We start from the raw sequence: 17524 nt of genomic DNA, 5'->3' as shown, positions 1-17524 counted from the left end.
ATGCGCTTGCATCGAGGGTGTGCCAATCGGGGTAGCCCCGAAGCGGCAAGGGGGAAGCCCCTTTGAAGGGGAAGGGTTTTATACTATTGTTTTCCGAGGATGATTAAGGAGAACGCGCCCTACGCGTACAGGCGGATGCCCACGTACACCGCGGTTTCCGGCAGGCCCTTCACGTCGTAAACGCTCGAAAGCCCGATGGCCGAAACGCGCCAGTGGTACGTGTCGTCGCCCACCGCGACGGTGCCCTCCAGAAACGTGTTGCCGGATTCGTCGACGCCCACCTCGCCGGCCGTTGCCGGGTCGAAACCCTCGGAGGCGATGGCCGTCTGCACGGCGGCTTCCACGCTGCCCGACGAGAAGTCGGCGTACTTCACGCGCATGTCCGTGTAGTCGCCGGGTTCGGCCGTGAACTGCCACGAGCCGTTCAGCAGCAAGGTGGCGTCCGCCGCCGACAGGCCGGACACGTTGCTGTACATGACGAGCGCCTGCGCCTCGCTGACGTCGGCGGGTAGCTTTATAAGATCGATCTTCCCGCTCGTGTCGCCGGAGAGGGCGCCTTTGTCCGCGATGCTCCAACCCGCTTCCGCGAACGCCGCCTTGATGCCTTCGACGTCCAACCCGACGAGCGACGCGAGGTTCGGCAGGCTCTCCATAGAGGCGGGGCGGGCGAGGTTCTGCTCCATTGTGGCCTGCGCGCGCTCGGCCGAATGCGACACGTTGTCGATGACGTTGAACAGGAAGACGCCGCCGATGATGGCCGCGACCAGGACGAACGCAGCCATGATGACCATCTGGGGGCGCGGTGCGTTCAGCGGCCGGGCAAGCGAGCTGCCGTCCAGGTAGCGAACGGGTCCGTCGCCGGCGTCGTAACCGTTTTTTCGCGCGTTAAAAAACATGAGCGTACTCCTGAGGGGTTTGTGTGCTTTGGGCATTATAACATTGCCCGTCTCGACCTGCCCGCAAGCGGCTACATCAACCTTATTTGCGGAGATGCGGATGATTCGAATCTCCGTCTTGGTCGCATACTGCCTCGATGCCGCATCTGCCATTCTAAGCGAACGGGGCGAGTCAAGGGGCCTTGCCGCTTACGGCATGAGCCTTCGACTTTGCTTGGCGCCCGTGTTCGGGATGGCGGGCGCGGTCATGCGCGGTTCGATGGCCGATCTCGGCTCATCCTAGTTCGAGCTCTCCGACGACCGTCGTGCCGTCCTGTTCGTATACGGTCACGATGGTCTTGCCTTTCGCTTTTCGAGCTTCCATCATCTTGACGGCTTCGTCCGGGTTGGCGGGAGGCGGGGGGTCGATTTCGTCCTTCCATACGTATCCGGTGTCGCCGTTGGTCGCTACGGCCGACACGAGGTCTGGATACAGTGCATGCATGTCCTCATACGAGCCGGTGACGTCTTGCGGCACGTCGGCCGCCGATCCGTAGGTGTTGCCGTGCTCGTTGACCGGGTACGGCACGGTGACGTCCTTGGCATCGCGCATGGGCGCGCTCGTTTCGCCTGGGGAAGGCGCTGCTTTTTCTTGGTTTTCCGGAGAATCCGTACAAGAAGGCAACAGCAGGGCGCAAAAGACGGCGAATGAAAGCGCGATGGCGATCATGCGACCGATACCGTTTCGCATACGCGTCACGTCCTTCGGGCAAATGGCGTTTTCCTCACTATAGTCCCAGCGCGATGTCGGGCGCAATGCCGACTGGCCTAACAGCATGAAAACGGAGGATTAGGCTGGTTTGTACACGTTGCGTTGAATTGTGCTTTTAGCAATTGCCGACTCGAGGGCGTCGTGTTAGGATACCAAACGCCCGTGGGGGAGTAGTTGGCTTGCGCATGCAGTGCAAGCGGCACGTTCAACATCATGGCTTGACAGCCTGGCGTGTCTGAAATAACGAGACTCATGGCGCAGTTGGCATCGATGCGGCTGCGCCATGAGTCTTTTTTTATGGACTCTGCCGACCTACGGAAAAGACGAGTATACGAAGAAGGAGCTAACAACCTGTGGACCTATCAATCTTCACCTCGCCCGAGGCTTGGATCAGCCTGGTCAGCCTCATTTTCCTGGAAATCGTGCTCGGCGTGGACAACCTGGTGTTCATCTCCATCACCACGAACCGCCTTCCTCCCGAGAAACAGCACATAGGCCGCAAGCTGGGCCTGGCCGGCGCGCTCGTCATGCGCATCATCTTCCTGTGCTTCGCGTCGTTCCTCGTGCACATGACCGCCCCGCTGTTCACCATCGACCTGGGTGCGTACGCGCACGGCTTCTCGGTGCGCGACCTCGTGCTGCTCATCGGCGGCGGCTACCTGATATACAAGGGCATCGCCGAGCTGCGCGAGACGCTCAAGCTCACCGAGGTCAAGGCCGAGCACTGCGAGGAGCACAAGGCCCTGCACCTCATATCGCTTCCGCAGGCCGTGGGCACCATCATGATCATGGACGTGGTGTTCTCCATCGACTCGGTCATCACGGCCGTGGGCATGGCCGACCACCTCATCATCATGATCATCGCCGTCATGTTGGCCGTGTTCCTCATGATGATCTTCATCGACCCCATCTCGAACTTCATCAACGGCCATCCCGAGATGAAGATGCTCGCGCTCACGTTCATCGTGGCCATCGGCGGCCTGCTGGTCATCGACAGCGTGGGCTTCCATACCGGCATCGAGCTTCTGCACATGCCGCTCGAGAAGCTGATCGTGTACTTCGCCATGGTGTTCTGCATCGTGCTTGAGCTCATCCAGATGCGCTACAACGCGAATTTCCTCGCCTGGCGCAAAGAGCGTTGGAAGACGGAGACGGCCGCGCAGATCGAGAACGTGCGCGCCGAGATGATGGAGCAGATGGAGCGCGAAGCCGCCGAGGACGCCGCTTCCGGCGAAAAGGGCGGCGCGGCCAAGGGGGCTTCCGAGCGCATCCAGCCCGTCATCATCGGCAACAACGTGTACGTCATGATGCCCATGGCCGGCGAGGACGCCGCGTCGTTCAAGGAGCTCATGGCTACGTCGTCCGCAGCCAGCGCCTCGTTCGACGCTCCGCTCGAGATAGCCGCGCAGGTGGAGGACGCCGAGCCCACGTACGAGGAACCCGAAGGGAAGTAAGGAGAACCCGTAGTGGAACGGCGCTTGAAGCAGCGCCGTTCCCGCAGGTCTTCCGTAGGGGCGCTCTCCTGAGCGCTCGCTCACGCGCAGCGCGAGAACGCGAGCCTCGGTTGCTTTTCCGGCTGCGCCGGAACGGGCGCTCTGGAGATCGCCCCTACAGAGAGCCTCCGCTCAGGATGACGATGAGAAGCCTCTACGCCTCGGCGAAGAGGTCCCAGCCCTCTTCCGAGATGAAGAAGCGCGCGGCGCGGCGCATGATGTGGGCGGTGAACGGCGTGGTGAGGCGGGTGGCCTCGCCGTCGTACTGCACCTCCATGGGCGGGTCGGCCTCCACGCGCACCTCACGGGCGCGGTGCAGTTCGAGCGAGTCCGTGCGGTCGGGGAAGTCGCCTCCCCGGTCGAGCAGCCCGGCGAGCACGGCGGGGATGAGCTCGAAGGCGTTCTGCGCCTTGAGCACCACCACGTCGAACACGCCGTCGCGCGGCTCGTTGCCGTGCGTGACCGAGATGTCGAACTGGATCTTCGAGAAGTTCACCAGCAGGATGCCCAGCCCCTCGCTCTCCACCGTCTCGCCGTCGAGCGTCAGCTTGAACTTCGACGTTTGCGGCAGGGGGTTCGCGATGGCGGCGGACAGGTAGGCCATGGGGCCCAGCAGGCGCTTCGCGGGTGCCGCGCCGTGCATGATGGCCGCGTCGTAACCGGCGCCCGCCATGATGCCGAAGCCGAAGCGGCGCCCGGCTACCTCGATCTCGCCCAGGTCGAAGTCGAGCGTGCGCTCCTCGCGCACGAGCTTCGCCAGTGCGTGGGGCTCCAGGGGCGAGGCCAGGTTCGCGGCCAGCAGGTTCGCCGTGCCGGCGGGAAACGGCAGGATGGGGATGCCCGTGTTCGCCAGCCGGTAGCTCACCGTGGCCACCGTGCCGTCGCCGCCGCTCGCCACCACGGCGTCGAACGCCTCCGCGTCGTCCAGCAGGTCGCGCACGTCGGTCGTGCCGTCGGTGGAGCGCAGGCACACCTCGTCGCCGTCGCGCGCGAACGATCGGACGAAGTCGTAGACGGACCCCTCTCCGAAGCCCGATGCCAGGTTGTTGATGACGAGCAGTTTCACCGGTTCCCTTTCGCTCTCTTTGCTATGATGGCATAGTACAACATGAAACGCGGATGACAAGGCAAGGAATCTCGTACATGTATATTGCTACCCAAGAAAACCTCGCGGCGTTCGTCGAGCGTGCGCGCACCTCCAGCGTGCTCGCCATCGACACGGAGTTCCTGCGCGAGAAGACGTACTACGCGCGGCTGTGCCTTCTGCAGATGGCCACCGACGACGAGGTGGTGATCGTCGATCCCTTCGAGATAGACGACCTTTCCGTGCTGGAACCCTTGCTCACGGACGAGGGCATCGTGAAGCTGTTCCACGCGGCCGGGCAGGATCTGGAGATCATCCTGCGCGAGGTTGGCGTGCTGCCGCGTCCCGTGTTCGACACGCAGATCGCCGCAGCGCTTTTGGGCCACACCCAGCAGATCGGCTACGCGGCGCTCGTGCACGCGGAATGCGGCGTGTCGCTCAAGAAGATCGACTCGTTCACCGACTGGTCGCGCCGGCCGCTGTCGGCCTCGCAGCGCGACTACGCGGCCGACGACGTGGTGTACCTGCCGCGCCTGTACGAGAGCATGCGGGCGTCGCTCGAGGAGAAGGGCCGCCTGCATTGGCTCGACCACGACTTCGCCGAGCTCTCGGACCCGGCGCGCTTCGAGACGAACGAGCGCGAGCGCTTCCGCCGCCTCAAGCGGGTGTCCCAGCTCTCGCGCCGCCAGCTCTCGGCCGCGCGCGAGGTGGCGGCCTGGCGCGAGCTGGAGGCGCAACGCCGCGACATCCCGCGCAAGTGGGTGATAACCGACGAGCAGGTCGTGGAGGCTTGCAAGCGCGAGGCGCGCTCGATCGACGAGCTGTTCATGGTGCGCGGCCTGTCGGACCGTCTGTCCACGAAGGACGCGCGCGCCGTCGTGTCGCTCATCTCCTCGGCGCTCGACGCGCCCCCCGACACCTGGCCGGAGCTCGACCGCTGTTCGAAGAGCGAGCCGAACGTCGACGCCCAGCTCGACCTCATGAGCGCCTTGGTGCGCCTGCGCGCCAAGGAGAACGGCATCGCGTTTCCCACGCTGGCCAGCCACGACGATCTCGCCCGCGTCGCGCGTGGCTACCGCGAGGGCGTGGATCTGCTGCGCGGGTGGCGGCGCGCCATCGTAGGCGAGGAGCTTCTGGAGCTTTTGGAGGGCCGCTTGGCGCTGAGCCTGGACGGCGACGGGCTCGTGGTGGAGCGGCGCGATTGAACGTCCCGCATCACGGAACCCCCGACTCTCTGGGAACCCCGTAGGGGCGCTCTCCGGGGCGCCCGTTCCGGCGAAGCCGGAAAATAACCGAGGCTCGCATTCTCGCGCTCCGCGCGAGCGGGCGCTCTGGAGAGCGCCCCTACGGAGTCTCGCGGGAAGCGGAGAGGGCGCCCGTTGCGGGATCTCGCGGGAAGCAGGGAGGGCGCCTCTGCGGAGGGCGGTTGGCGAAACGATGACGGGCGTTTGATGATTCGGCGCTGTTTGCCCTGCGCTCATCGTCGGATTTCGCGCTTTTGTATAATACAGGTGTACGGTAAAAGCGGCCGAAAGCGGCCGCGGACGCAACCTCTTCGAAGGAGTGGTTTCATCCTATGTTTTTCGGATTGAGCAACGGATACCTGCTGCTGATCGTGGTCACGCTCATCATCGGCGGCTTCGCCACCTGGTACGTGAACTCGCAGCTTAAAAAATACACGAGGGTGCCCATCTCCAACGGGCTCACCGGCGCCGAGGCAGCGCGGCGCATGCTCGCCTACTACGGCGTGACGAACGTGGCGGTGAACCGCGGCGGCGCGGGCCAGGATTTCTTCGACCCGCGCACGAACTCGGTCACGCTCTCGCCCGACGCGTTCGACGGACGGTCGATCACGGCCACGGCCACCGCGTGCCACGAGGTTGGCCATGCCTGCCAGTACGCGCAGGACTACGCGCCCATGAAGATCCGCGGCGCCATCGTGCCGGTGGTGAACCTGGCGTCGAACGCCTGGATATTCTTGCTCATGATCGGCATATTCGCCAACATCACGCAGCTCACCACGCTCGCCATCGTCATGTACGCCGTGGTGGTGCTGTTCCAGCTGGTCACGCTGCCCGTGGAGTTCAACGCCTCGCGCCGCGCCATGACGTACATGGACACCATCGCCCTGCCGCAGTCCGAGCAGAGCGGCGCGTTCAACGTGCTGCGCGCCTGCGCGCTCACGTACGTGGCGGCGGCCCTCACGTCCATCCTGCAGCTGCTATGGCTGCTGGACCAGCGCCGGGACTAGCGGGGTCGTATGGGGGCTCAGGGAGAAGGAGAGCGCGCGGCCATGGTCGACGCGCTTGAGCGGGCGCGCGCGGCGACTGGGTCGTGCGCCAGCGCACCGGCGGGCGGCGGCTCCGCACACGCAGCGGGAGCGGCGGATCCCGAAGGCGCGTCTTCGGCGCTTTCCGTCTCCGCGGCCATGGCGCTCGCGAAGGGCGCGCTCGAGGGCGTGGTCGTGCGCCTGGTGGGCGAGGTGTCCGAGACGAGCAGCAAGCGCGGCTACAAGGCCATGTACTTCACGGTGAAAGACGCCGACGCCGCGCTGCCCTGCATGATGTGGATGGGCCGCTACAAGGCCTCGGGCATCGACCTGGCCGTGGGGCAGCTGGTCGAGTTGACCGGCAGGTTCACGCTGTACGCGGCGAAGGGCCGCATGAACTTCGAAGTGTTCTCGATCGAGCTGGCGGGCGAGGGGCGGCTGCGCGCGCAGGTGGCGGCCCTCGCGCGCAAGCTGGAGGCCGAGGGGCTCATGGATCCGGCGCGCAAGCTGCCCATCCCGCAGTTCCCGCTGACCATCGGCATCGTCACCTCGCCGCGCGGCGACGCCGTGCACGACATGCTGCGCACGCTGCGCAACCGCTTCCCCGTGGCGCGCGTGTTCGTGGCGGGCGTGCAGGTGGAGGGCGCCCAGGCCGCCGCCAACATCGTGGAGGGCATGCGTTGCATGTACCGCGCCGGCGTGGAGGTCATGCTGGTCGGGCGCGGCGGCGGGTCGTACGAGGACATGATGCCCTTCAACGACGAGGCTCTGGCGCGCGCCATCGCGGCATGCCCCATTCCCGTGGTCACCGGCATCGGGCACGAGCCCGACACGTTCATCGCCGACATGGTGGCCGACCGGCGGGCCTCCACGCCCACGTACGCGGCCATGGCCGTCACGCCCACGCGCGAGAACTTGGAGGAGCTGTTCTGCGCGCACGCCCGCTCGCTGTCCATGAGCGCCGGGCGCGCCGTGGAGCGGGCGTGCGCCGAGGTGCGCCGCTGCGCCGAGCGGCCCGTTATCCGGGACCCGAACTCGCTGCTCGCCGCTCCGATGCAGGGCGTCGATATGGCCTCGGAGCGGCTGTTCCGCGCCATCCCCGCCAGCCTGGAGCGCGACCGCGCCACGCTCGACCGCCAGCGCGAGCGCCTGTCGCGTCTTCTGCCCGAGGGCGTGGCGCGCGAGCTCGCCGCGCTCGAGCGATGCCGGGAGCGTTTGCTGCCGGCCCTGCCCGCGAGCCTCGAGTGCGACCGCGTGCGGGTGGGGCACGCGCGGCAGCGCCTCGCTTCGCAGGGGCCCGGGCTCGTGCCACGGTTCGGCCAGCAGGCGGCGCTCGCGGCCGCGCGCTTGGAGGACCTGTCGCCCCTGTCCGTCATCGGGCGCGGCTACGCCATCGCGCGCACCCAGGAAGGCGTTGTGGCGAAGAGCGTCGAAGACGCGCCACCGGGCTCGGCGCTCGAGGTGACGGTGTCGGACGGCGTGCTGGCGTGCCGCGTGGAGTCGGCGCGGCGCGAGGATATCGAGATGATACTATGGGAGGATGAGGGCAATGGAGACAGGTGATCGCAAGCCCATCGAGGAGCTGACGTTCCGCGAGGCCATGGGCGAGCTCGACGGCATCGTGCGGGTTCTGGAGAGCAACACGCTGGAGCTCGAGGACAGCTTGGTGAGCTACGAGCGCGGCGTGGCGCTGCTGCGCGCGCTGCAAGGCCGCCTGAACGAGGCGCAGCAGAAGGTCGAGGTGCTGATGGGCGAGCTCGAGGGCGAGGTGGACGACGCCACGCGCGACGCCACGCTGTCGTAGGCCGACGCCGCCCCGGCGGGCGGCGCACGGAGAAGAAGGAAAGAGAAGGAGAGGGCGTTATGCGCAAGGACGACTGCCTGTTCTGCAAGATCGTGGCGGGGGAGATCCCGTCCACCAAGGTGTACGAGGACGATCGCGTGCTCGCGTTTCGCGACGTGAACCCGCAGATGCCCACCCACGTGCTCATCGTGCCGAAGAACCACTACGACAACATCGGCGACGGCATCCCCGACGAGGAGATGGGCTACCTGTTCAACACCGTGCGCAAGGTGGCGGAGCTCGAGGGCATCGCCGAGAGCGGCTACCGCGTGATCGTGAACACGAACGACGACGCGCAGCAGTCCGTGCACCACATCCACGTGCACGTGCTGGGCGGCGCTCCCATGAACTCGGGCGACCCTTCGCAGAAGTAACCCGCGGGCTCGCATTTACGCGCCTGCGGGTCTCCGCGCGGGAGCAGGGGAGGCGGGCACCGGCCGCAGCCGGGTCCTCCGTAGGGGCGCTCTCCAGAGCGCCCGCTCGCGCGCAGCGCGAGAACGCGAGCCTCGGTTGTTTTCCGGCTTCGCCGGACGGGCGCTCTGGAGAGCGCCCCTACGGAGGCTTGCCGTCGCAGGAGGCGGCAAGCCCCCTCACTTGTCTCGCGCGGCCCGCCTGTCCGAACCTTTTCGGTGAGCGGCATGCCGTTTGCCGAAACAAGGGCTTGCAACCATTCAACGACCGTGCCGCTTCCCTAAAATCAATGATTTAGGAATTGAGCCCAAAGGAGGCAGGTCGTTGAACGTACTCGTTATCAATGCAGGATCATCTTCCTTGAAGTACCAGCTGGTGAACGTGGAGCAGCACGAGTTGCTCGCCAAGGGCATCTGCGAGCGGGTGGGCTCGGCCGAGGCGTTCCACAAGCACGGCCTCGACAAGAACGAGGAGGTCATCGACGCGAAGATGTCGGACCACGACGACGCCATGGCGCTCGTGCTCGAATCGCTCACTGAGGGATCCACGAAGGCCATCGACTCGCTCGACGAGATCGACGCCGTGGGGCACCGCATCGTGCAGGGCGGTAAGTACTTCGACCGCTCGGTGCTCATCGACCAGGACGTCATCGACAAGATCGACGAGCTGGCCGAACTCGCGCCGCTGCACAACGGCGCCGCTCTCATGGGCATCCGCGCGTGCCAGAAGCACATGCCGGACGTGCCCATGGTGGCCGTGTTCGACACGTCGTTCTTCCAAACGCTGCCGCCCAAAGCCTACATGTACCCCTTGCCCTACGAGCTGTACGAGAAGTACGCCATCCGCAAGTACGGCGCGCACGGCACGTCGCACCGCTACATCTCCGAGCGCGCGGCCGTCGTGCTCGACGAGCCGCTCGACGAGCTGAAGCTCATCACCTGCCACCTGGGCAACGGCTGCTCCATGTCGGCCATCGACCACGGCGTTGCCGTGGACACCTCCATGGGGCTCACGCCGCTCGACGGCCTCATGATGGGCACGCGCTGCGGCGCCATCGACCCCGCCATCGTGCCGTTCGTCATGGAGCACGAGGGCCTTTCGGCCGCCGAGGTGAACGACCTCATGAACAAGAAATCGGGCCTGCTGGGCATCTCGGGCATCTCGAACGACCTACGCAGCGTGCGCGACGCCTCAGAGAAGGGCGACGAGCGCGCCATGCTCGCCTACGACATGTACTCGAACTCGGTGAAGAAGTACATCGGCCAGTACATCGCCGTCATGGGTGGCGTGGACGCCATCGTGCTCACGGCCGGCGTGGGCGAGAACTGCGAGAAGATGCGCCGCATGATCTTCACGGGCCTGCAGCCGCTCGGCATCATCCTCGACGAGGAGAAGAACCGCCAGCGCGGCTTCGAGCGCGAGATATCGGCCGATTCCTCGCAGGTGAAGATCATCATCATCCCCACGAACGAGGAGTACATGATCGCGCGCGACACCTACGAGATCGTCCACGAGCAGATGCGCGTGGAAGGCGACGTGTTCGACGAGGAGCCGGCGCTGGTGTAAGAAGCGCTGTTTCTTAGGCGAGGGCGGACTATCGAGGCGTTTCCGTAGGGCAAAGGCTCTGCCCTTGCCGCCCGGTAAGGAACGTTTTCGCAGGCTGACGGCAAGGGTAGAGCCTTTGCCCTACGAGGACCCCGCAGCTGCCTTCGCTGCGGGGTCCTCGCGCTTTCTATTCGGCGGCCTTGTTCGCCTGCGCCTGCACGCAGGTGATGGCGATGACGCCCACGATGTCGTCGGCGACGCAGCCGCGCGACAGGTCGTTCACGGGGGCGGCGATGCCCTGGGTCACGGGGCCGTAGGCCTCGGCCTTGGCCAGGCGCTGCACGAGCTTGTAGCCGATGTTGCCCGCGTCGAGGTCGGGGAAGATCAGCACGTTCGCGCGGCCGGCCACGGGGGAGCCGGGCGCCTTCGAGGCGCCGACGGACTCCACGATGGCCGCATCGAGCTGCAGTTCGCCGTCGAGCGCGAGCTCGGGCGCGAGCGCGCGGGCTATCTCGGTCGCCTCCACGACCTTGGCGGCGTCGGCGTTCTTGGCCGACCCGTGGCTCGAGTGCGACAGCAGCGCCACGCGGGGCTCCTCGCCCATGAGCGCTTTCCACGACTTCGCGGAGTTCACGGCGATGTGCGCGAGCTTCTCGGCGTCGGGCTGCACCTCCAAGCCGCAGTCGGAGAACAAGAACGTGCCGTTGTGCCCCAGGTCGCAGTCGGGCACGCACATGACGAAGAACGAGCTCACCAGCTTCACGCCGGGGGCGGTCTTGAGTATCTGCAAGCTCGGACGCAGCACGTCGCCCGTGGCGTGGCAGGCGCCGGCCACCATGCCGTCGGCCAGGCCCTGCTTCACCATCATCACGCCGAAGTACAGCACGTCGTCCATAAGGGCCAGGGCCTGCTCGGGCGTCATTCCCTTGTGCTTGCGCAGCTCATAGAGGGCGTCGGCGAACCCGTCGCGCTCGGGCGCCGTGCGCACGTCGACGACGCGGGCGCCGTCGAGCGCGTAAGGGCTCGCCTCGATGGCCGCGGCGTCGCCCAGAATGACGAGGTTCGCCACTCCCTCGGCCAGGATGCGCTCGGCCGCCTGGAGCGTGCGCTCGTCGTCGCCCTCGGGCAGCACGATCGTACGCTTGTCGGCCTTCGCGCGGGCCAGCATGGATTCCAAAAATGCACTCATCGGCAATTATCCTTTCACGTTCAAATGGAGCTCGCACGGCAGCAGGCATGCGAAAAATAACGATACTTATATGATAGCGTGCATGCCGCTTTCATTTTTCGGTAAACTAGCTTCTCGGTGCAATATGCGCATACTTCGGGCCGCAGCGGCCCTATCGCTCGTATAAGACAAGAGGAAGGTGCCCCATGGGTGTGCAGTACTGCGATTTCAAAGACGTCGACATGGACGAGATCGACGCGGTGGTGGTGGGCAGCGGCTTCGCGGGCGGCGTTATGGCGCGCGAGCTGGCCGAGCGCGGAGGTGCGCGCGTGCTCGTCATCGAGAAGCGCCCCCACATCGGCGGAAACATGTACGACGAGGCCGACGAGGCCGGCATACTCGTGCACCGCTACGGGCCGCACATCTTCCACACCAACGACAAGCGCGCCTTCGACTACGTGCGCCGCTTCACCGAATGGCGCGACTACCAGCACGAGGTGCTGGCCGACTGGTACGGCACCTACCTGCCCGTGCCCTTCAACAAGAACTCCATGGAGATCGCCTTCGGCGAGGAGAAGGCCGCGCGCCTGACCGAGAAGCTCATCGACACGTTCGGCGACGAGCGCAAGGTGACCATCACGGAGCTGCGCGAGCAAGACGACCCGGAGCTGTCCGAGATCGCCGACTTCGTCTACAAGAACGTGTTCCTGTACTACACGCAGAAGCAGTGGGGCCTCACGCCCGAAGAGGTGGACCCCTCCGTCACCGCACGCGTGCCCGTGTTCGTCTCGCGCGACAACCGCTACTTCCAAGACGCCTACCAGGGCATGCCCCTGCACGGCTACACGCCGCTGTTCGAGCGCATGCTGGACCACGACAACATCCAGGTGTGCTTGGGCGTGGAGGCCGAAAGCGTGTTCGACCTGGAGTTCGAGAGCGACGAGGAGGACGCCCCCCTCACGGTCATCAACATCAAGGACCGCCCCTTCGAGGGTCCGATCGTGTACACCGGCCCGCTCGACGAGCTGTTCCTGTCGCGTTTCGGGCGCCTGCCGTACCGCAGCCTGGACTTCGCGTACGAGACGCACGACGCCGAGCACGTGCTGCCCTGCGGCACGGTGAACTTCACGGTGACGGAGGACTACACCCGCATCACCGAGTTCAAGTGCCTCACCGGCCAGGAGAGCGACAAGACCACCATCATGAAGGAGTACAGCCACTCCTACGACGACCCGAAGAAGCAGATCCCGTACTACGCCATCATCAACGCCGAGAACGAGGCCCACTACGGGCGCTACCGCGCGCTGACCTCCGCGCTGCCGAACTTCCATCCGCTGGGCCGCTTGGCCGAGTACCGCTACTACAACATGGACGTCATCATTGGGCGCGCGCTGGCGCTGGCCGACGAGCTGGTGGGGTAGAGCCGTGAAGACCATCTCGTTCGCCGTTCCCTGCTACAACTCGGCCGAGTACATGGACGCGTGCATCGAGTCCATCCTGAAGTGCGGCGACGACATCGAGATCATCATCGTCGACGACGGCTCCACGAAGGACGACACGCCCGCGAAGGCCGACGAGTGGGCTGAGCGGCATCCGGGCATCATCCGCGCCGTGCACCAGGAGAACGGCGGGCACGGGCAGGCCGTGAACACGGGGCTCGCGCACGCCACGGGACGCTACTTCAAGGTGGTGGACTCCGACGACTGGCTCGACGAGCACGCCATGGGCGAGATCATGGCCTACCTGCGCCGCCAGAACGAGCTGGCGTGCGCCACCGACCTCGTCATCGGCAACTACGTGTACGAGAAGGTGCACGAGGGCGCGCGGGCCGTCATGCACTACCGCAACGTGTTCCCCGAGGGCCGCGAGTTCGGTTGGAGCGAGGTGGGCCACTTCGGGCAGAGCCAATACCTGCTCATGCACTCGGCCATCTACCGCACCGAGCTTCTGCGCGACATGGGCCTCGTGCTGCCGAAGCACACGTTCTACGTGGACAACCTCTTCGTGTACGTGCCTCTGCCCCACGTGAAGACCCTGTACTACCGCGACGTGGACATGTACCGCTACTACATCGGCCGCGAGGACCAGAGCGTGAACGAGAGCGTCATGATGGGCCGCATCGACCAGCAGCTGCGCGTGACGCGCCTCATGATCGACGCCGTGCGCCTGCCCGACGACGTGCCGGAGAAGCGCCTGGAGCGCTATATGGAGAACTACCTGTCCATGATGATGTGCATCTGCTCCATCTTCCTGCGCATGATCGGCACCGACGAGGCGGAGGACAAGCGCGACGACATCTGGGCCTATCTCAAAGAGGGCAATCCCGACGTCTACCGGCGCATCCGCCGCAGCGCCCTCAACATGGGCACGAACCTGCCCACGGAGCTCGGCCGCAAGATCGGCATCACCGGCTACCGCATGGCCCAGAAGATATTCAAGTTCAACTAGGGCGCATGCGGGGCGTGGACGCTCGCGTCCCGCTCCGCATGCGTTCGACGGTGCGCATTGTCGCCCGAAAGCCTCGTTTTTCCGAGAAAAACCGCGGCTTTCGGGCGACAATGGTTATTGCACGCGGGATTGTCATGCTTTTTCGGGCTGCTCGTCTTTCGTGGGATAATGGAGAGAGGCGAGACGGGCGGACGGCGGTGATGCGTGACGAAATCCAACGATATTGAAATGGCTCGGCTCTTTTTGAGGGCCGAACGCATGGGAATGTGCCTCGTTGCGCCATCTCGGCGCGTTCGCGATGTTCTGCGGCGTCGGATCGAACGTGGAGAAGCGATCAAACCTGTCCGGGGCATGTACGTGCGCGCTCCGTATTGGAATTCCCTTTCAAAGCCGCAGCGCATGCTGCATGTCATGCGCACCCTGCAGAGCCTGCATCCCGATTGGACGTTCTGCCGTGAATCGGCTGCGGTTGCGTTAGGCTTGCCGGTCTCGTATGGGGAAATGGACGTCGTCCACGTTGCGACGACGCGCGGCAACCGCAACGCGAAATCAAGGGATGTCCAATGGCATGTCATCGACGACGAAGAGTTCGCTGTCGTACGCGGTTTTCGCGTGACGCCTTTGGCAAGGACGGTTTTCGACTGCATGCGCACGACTGATTTCCCGCAAGCCTTGGCAATCGCGGACGGGGCGCTGCGCGTGAGCAGGACGTCGTCAAGCTCGTTCGTCCGTCGTTTCGAGCGCATCGGCGGTAGTTGTCCGGGCAAGGCCCATGCTATCAGGACGATGCGCTACGCCGACGCCCGTAGCGAAAGCGGCGGCGAGTCCATCGCGCGAGCGGTAATGATCCGAGAAGGCTTCGCGCTTCCGGAGCTCCAGGTCACCTTGCCGCAGCCGCTGAGCCCGCAGCGCTTTTTCCGCGTCGACTTCCTTTGGACCCGGTTGGACGGCAGCATGGTGCTTGGTGAATTCGACGGCATGCAGAAGTACGAGGACGAGGCTCTGTTGGGCGGTCGCTCCTCGCTGCGGGCGCTTGCCGACGAACGGCATCGAGAGGCCCAGCTCACCTTGTACGGCATGCCGATCGTGAGGTTCACGTATCAGGATGTGACGAATGCGAGTCGCTTCGTCGAGCTTCTGGACCGGTACGGTCTTCCTCGAAGCGAGGAAGACGCCCGTATCGAAAGGCGTTTGGCACGTTCTCGTTCGGTCTCGGCCCATATTTTCACCGTGTGCTCGTTGTCCGATGAGCCCATTCGCGCAACCGGCTAGCAATTGTCGCCCGAAAGCCTCGTTTTTTATTGGGAAACCGAGGCTTTCGGGCGACAGATTAGCAATCTAGTCTGACAGAGCGAACGCTCGCGTTATTTGCGGCGCACGAACTCGTAGAAGGCGAATATGATGGAGACGACGGTGAGCACGCCCACGATGAGCTCAGACATGTTGTTCGCGTAGTCGGCCTGGTCGGGGTAGAGCGCTCCGATGACCAGGAATCCCGCGCACCAGATGAGGCCGAGCGCGAGAACCGTTCCTGTAACGAAGCGCATGACGACGGACCCCGTCTTCCACAGCTTTCGATACGCGGTTACTTTTTCCTCGGGGTAATCGCGGTTCCTGTTCAGGCGGTACTTGATGCCTCCGCAGCCGACGCCGCATGCGATGCCCGCGGACAGCGCGGCGCACAGGATGATGATCTGCTCCATGAATCCTCCGTGACGGTGTCGGTCGCTTCGGACGACGGCACGGCGGAGGTGCTTCGTCCCGTTCAGCATAGTACCATGAAACGCGCGGAACCGGGCGTTTGCCAGCGGGGAAACGCGACGCGGGACAAGAGCGGGGGCACGCGATGCGGGCGCCGGCACACCCGCATCGCGCCGGAATTCACGCTCCCATGCCCATGAACACAGCGGCCAGGGCCACCAGCACGCCGACGATGGACTCGCCGCCCAAGAGGCCGCTCGACACGACGAGGCCGGTCTCGCCCTGCGCCTTCGCTTTGGATGCGGCCTCCTCGGTTGCGAGGCCGCGGCGGCGCAGCTTGCACACGGCGTCGTAGGCGACCTTCGCCATCGCGCCCAGAAACGCGGTCAGCGACATGTAGAAGGGCAGGTAGATACCCAAGCCCAGCATCATCGCCGGGAAGCCGACCAGGTACAGGACGAAGCCCGCCGCGAGCCCGATGCCGAACGCCGGCACCGAGGGGATGCCCGACACCATGGTTGCCACGACGGATGCCTGCGCCGACACGAACGATGCCGTGGGGCCGAACGACTCGGGGCCGTAGGCGCTCACGAGCACGGCCATGACGGCCACGGCCACGAACGCGCCCAGCACGGCGCCGATGGCCTGGCCGATCCACTGGGCCTTCGGGTTCGTTCCCAGCACGTGCCCGGCGTGGAAGTCGTTCATCACGTCGCCGGCCAAACCGCACGCCACGGCCACGATGCCCGCCACGAAGAACAGCTGCACCTGCGGCACGCTCGAGGTGGCGGCCACGGCCAGAAGCACGATGAGCCCGAAGATCTCCATGGGGTCGATGCCTGTCTGGCCGACGCTCTGCGCGCTCATGGCTGTCGCGACGAAGGCCAGCAGCACCACGATGACAGCCGGCACGGGGCCCAGCTGCAGGCCGAAGCAGGCGATGAGTGCGACCGCGGCCACGGTCAGCGCAGCCAGCCCGGCGGTGACGCGGAAGCTGCCGAAGCGCATACGTCCGTCCTTCGCGCCGCTCGCGCGCGTGCCCAGGGTGCTGGCAGCAGTGAGGCCGAACGCGTTCGAGCTGCGGGCGTCGCGCAGCATGCGCCACGCCTTGGGCAGGATGTTCTTGAAGATGACGCCCAGCCCCGCGCCCATCATCACGCCCATGCCGAGGCTCGATACGATGCCCTGCGCGGACGCCACGTCCCAGAGGCCCGCGGCCGAGCCGCCCACGACGATGCCGAAGTTCGCGAACAGCGCGCCGGCGAACCACACGACCACGGCGCCCGTGCCCACAAGGAAGCCCACGGCCAGGAGCATGGGGGAGAGGTACACGCCGAACGCCACGCCGGGGATGGCGGCGTTGCCGAAGAGCATGGCCGGTATCACGCCGAAGAAGTCGCGCAGCGCCGTGAACACGCCGGCGAAGCCCATCGACCCGAACAGCTTCCATCCGGTCTTGCCGCCGGAGTTGCCCGCGATGAGGGTCTGCGCGGCCGCCTCTCCGATGGGATACTCCAATTCGGCATCCTCGATGAAGTGGCGGCGCAGAAGCGCGGTGCACACGAGGCCCAGGATGACGCCCGAGACGGCCACGAGGAGCATCTCGAACCAGCCGACCTCGTCGGCGTAGCCCAGCATCCAAATGCCGGGTATGGTGAACGCCAGGCCGCCTGCCACCATGGCGCCCGCGCTCATGACGGTGTGCGTGACGTTCGCCTCGTTGAGGTTGGCCTTGCCGTGGCCGAGCGCTTTCAGGAAGAACAGGGAGATGATGGCGGCGAACACGATGGGCCAGGGAAGCGCCCCCATCTTGAGGGCCGTGTAAACCGACGCCGCGGTGATGATCGCGCAGCCGACGCACCCGATGGCGACGCCGCGCAGGGTCAATTGCCCTTTCAAGGCTTGCATGGTCTGC

At 65.4% G+C, this 17524-nt stretch carries 16 protein-coding genes; 10 read left to right on the top strand and 6 right to left on the bottom strand.

The window, feature by feature from the left end; translation table 11 throughout:
• Nucleotides 1-119 precede the first annotated feature (119 nt).
• Both HCH03_RS04190 and HCH03_RS04185 read right to left on the bottom strand, forming a co-directional pair.
• Nucleotides 120-896: a teichoic acid transporter gene (locus HCH03_RS04190; RefSeq protein ID WP_185905394.1), complete on the bottom strand. Its 777-nt coding sequence runs from the start codon at nucleotides 894-896 to the stop codon at nucleotides 120-122.
• Between the two features lie 274 nt (nucleotides 897-1170).
• Nucleotides 1171-1626 (bottom strand): hypothetical protein, encoded by a 456-nt coding sequence (locus HCH03_RS04185; protein WP_221688500.1) that lies wholly within the window; start codon nucleotides 1624-1626, stop codon nucleotides 1171-1173.
• A 374-nt stretch (nucleotides 1627-2000) separates the two neighbouring features.
• On the opposite strand from HCH03_RS04185, the gene HCH03_RS04180 reads away from it, so the two are divergent.
• Nucleotides 2001-3101, top strand: a complete 1101-nt coding sequence (locus tag HCH03_RS04180) for a TerC family protein (RefSeq protein ID WP_221688499.1) — start codon at nucleotides 2001-2003, stop codon at nucleotides 3099-3101.
• A 193-nt stretch (nucleotides 3102-3294) separates the two neighbouring features.
• On the opposite strand, the gene HCH03_RS04175 is transcribed toward HCH03_RS04180, so the two are convergent.
• Nucleotides 3295-4206 (bottom strand): diacylglycerol/lipid kinase family protein, encoded by a 912-nt coding sequence (locus tag HCH03_RS04175; protein WP_080142978.1) that lies wholly within the window; start codon nucleotides 4204-4206, stop codon nucleotides 3295-3297.
• A 77-nt stretch (nucleotides 4207-4283) separates the two neighbouring features.
• Between HCH03_RS04175 and rnd the strand changes: the two genes are divergently transcribed.
• The 6 genes from rnd to HCH03_RS04145 all read left to right on the top strand — a co-directional run bounded on the left by rnd (nucleotide 4284) and on the right by HCH03_RS04145 (nucleotide 10313).
• Nucleotides 4284-5429 carry a ribonuclease D gene (rnd, locus tag HCH03_RS04170; RefSeq protein ID WP_185905391.1) on the top strand — a complete coding sequence of 382 codons (1146 nt, stop codon included), beginning with the start codon at nucleotides 4284-4286 and terminating at the stop codon, nucleotides 5427-5429.
• 371 nt (nucleotides 5430-5800) lie between these two features.
• Nucleotides 5801-6475 carry a zinc metallopeptidase gene (locus HCH03_RS04165; RefSeq protein WP_221688498.1) on the top strand — a complete coding sequence of 225 codons (675 nt, stop codon included), beginning with the start codon at nucleotides 5801-5803 and terminating at the stop codon, nucleotides 6473-6475.
• A gap of 42 nt (nucleotides 6476-6517) precedes the next feature.
• On the top strand, nucleotides 6518-8056 hold the full coding sequence (gene xseA, locus HCH03_RS04160; RefSeq protein WP_221688497.1) for an exodeoxyribonuclease VII large subunit: 1539 nt from the start codon (nucleotides 6518-6520) through the stop codon (nucleotides 8054-8056).
• Nucleotides 8043-8297 (top strand): exodeoxyribonuclease VII small subunit, encoded by a 255-nt coding sequence (gene xseB / locus HCH03_RS04155; protein ID WP_080142982.1) that lies wholly within the window; start codon nucleotides 8043-8045, stop codon nucleotides 8295-8297. The genes xseA and xseB overlap by 14 nt, the downstream gene beginning before the upstream one ends.
• Before the next feature lie 59 nt (nucleotides 8298-8356).
• Nucleotides 8357-8710 (top strand): histidine triad nucleotide-binding protein, encoded by a 354-nt coding sequence (locus tag HCH03_RS04150; protein WP_221688496.1) that lies wholly within the window; start codon nucleotides 8357-8359, stop codon nucleotides 8708-8710.
• Nucleotides 8711-9071: 361 nt separating this feature from the next.
• Complete coding sequence (locus HCH03_RS04145) at nucleotides 9072-10313, top strand: acetate/propionate family kinase (protein ID WP_185905387.1); 1242 nt, start codon at nucleotides 9072-9074, stop codon at nucleotides 10311-10313.
• A gap of 166 nt (nucleotides 10314-10479) precedes the next feature.
• Here the strand turns inward: HCH03_RS04145 and pta are convergent, their stop codons facing one another.
• Nucleotides 10480-11481, bottom strand: coding sequence for a phosphate acetyltransferase (gene pta, locus HCH03_RS04140; protein WP_221688495.1), 1002 nt, complete (start codon nucleotides 11479-11481; stop codon nucleotides 10480-10482).
• A 185-nt stretch (nucleotides 11482-11666) separates the two neighbouring features.
• Here pta and glf point away from each other — a divergent pair, with 185 nt between their 5' ends.
• The 3 genes from glf (at nucleotide 11667) to HCH03_RS04125 (ending at nucleotide 15180) form a co-directional block, all read left to right on the top strand.
• Nucleotides 11667-12881 (top strand): UDP-galactopyranose mutase, encoded by a 1215-nt coding sequence (glf, locus tag HCH03_RS04135; protein ID WP_221688494.1) that lies wholly within the window; start codon nucleotides 11667-11669, stop codon nucleotides 12879-12881.
• Between the two features lie 4 nt (nucleotides 12882-12885).
• Complete coding sequence (locus tag HCH03_RS04130; protein ID WP_221688493.1) at nucleotides 12886-13908, top strand: glycosyltransferase family 2 protein; 1023 nt, start codon at nucleotides 12886-12888, stop codon at nucleotides 13906-13908.
• A 204-nt stretch (nucleotides 13909-14112) separates the two neighbouring features.
• Complete coding sequence (locus tag HCH03_RS04125) at nucleotides 14113-15180, top strand: hypothetical protein (protein ID WP_368042417.1); 1068 nt, start codon at nucleotides 14113-14115, stop codon at nucleotides 15178-15180.
• Nucleotides 15181-15272: 92 nt separating this feature from the next.
• Here the strand turns inward: HCH03_RS04125 and HCH03_RS04120 are convergent, their stop codons facing one another.
• Together HCH03_RS04120 and HCH03_RS04115 are read right to left on the bottom strand one after the other, a co-directional pair.
• Entirely contained in the window at nucleotides 15273-15611 is a 339-nt protein-coding gene (locus tag HCH03_RS04120; RefSeq protein ID WP_221688492.1) for a hypothetical protein, read from the bottom strand.
• Nucleotides 15612-15789: 178 nt separating this feature from the next.
• Nucleotides 15790-17517 carry an OPT/YSL family transporter gene (locus HCH03_RS04115; RefSeq protein WP_221688491.1) on the bottom strand — a complete coding sequence of 576 codons (1728 nt, stop codon included), beginning with the start codon at nucleotides 17515-17517 and terminating at the stop codon, nucleotides 15790-15792.
• Between the last annotated feature and the right edge of the window lie 7 nt (nucleotides 17518-17524).

The organism is Gordonibacter massiliensis (ex Traore et al. 2017), assembly GCF_019731765.1.
GTDB classification, from domain to species: Bacteria; Actinomycetota; Coriobacteriia; order Coriobacteriales; family Eggerthellaceae; genus Gordonibacter; species Gordonibacter massiliensis.
This window is presented reverse-complemented; position numbering and strand designations above follow the sequence as displayed.

Excerpts from the sequence above, each read along its gene's own strand:
- HCH03_RS04190 (WP_185905394.1), bottom strand. The coding sequence starts at position 896 with ATGTTTTTTAACGCGCGAAAAAACGGTTACGACGCCGGCGACGGACCC.
- HCH03_RS04185 (WP_221688500.1), bottom strand. The coding sequence starts at position 1,626 with ATGCGAAACGGTATCGGTCGCATGATCGCCATCGCGCTTTCATTCGCC.
- rnd (WP_185905391.1), top strand. The coding sequence starts at position 4,284 with ATGTATATTGCTACCCAAGAAAACCTCGCGGCGTTCGTCGAGCGTGCG.
- HCH03_RS04165 (WP_221688498.1), top strand. The coding sequence starts at position 5,801 with ATGTTTTTCGGATTGAGCAACGGATACCTGCTGCTGATCGTGGTCACG.
- xseA (WP_221688497.1), top strand. The coding sequence starts at position 6,518 with ATGGTCGACGCGCTTGAGCGGGCGCGCGCGGCGACTGGGTCGTGCGCC.
- xseB (WP_080142982.1), top strand. The coding sequence starts at position 8,043 with ATGGAGACAGGTGATCGCAAGCCCATCGAGGAGCTGACGTTCCGCGAG.
- HCH03_RS04150 (WP_221688496.1), top strand. The coding sequence starts at position 8,357 with ATGCGCAAGGACGACTGCCTGTTCTGCAAGATCGTGGCGGGGGAGATC.
- pta (WP_221688495.1), bottom strand. The coding sequence starts at position 11,481 with ATGAGTGCATTTTTGGAATCCATGCTGGCCCGCGCGAAGGCCGACAAG.
- glf (WP_221688494.1), top strand. The coding sequence starts at position 11,667 with ATGGGTGTGCAGTACTGCGATTTCAAAGACGTCGACATGGACGAGATC.
- HCH03_RS04120 (WP_221688492.1), bottom strand. The coding sequence starts at position 15,611 with ATGGAGCAGATCATCATCCTGTGCGCCGCGCTGTCCGCGGGCATCGCA.
- HCH03_RS04115 (WP_221688491.1), bottom strand. The coding sequence starts at position 17,517 with ATGCAAGCCTTGAAAGGGCAATTGACCCTGCGCGGCGTCGCCATCGGG.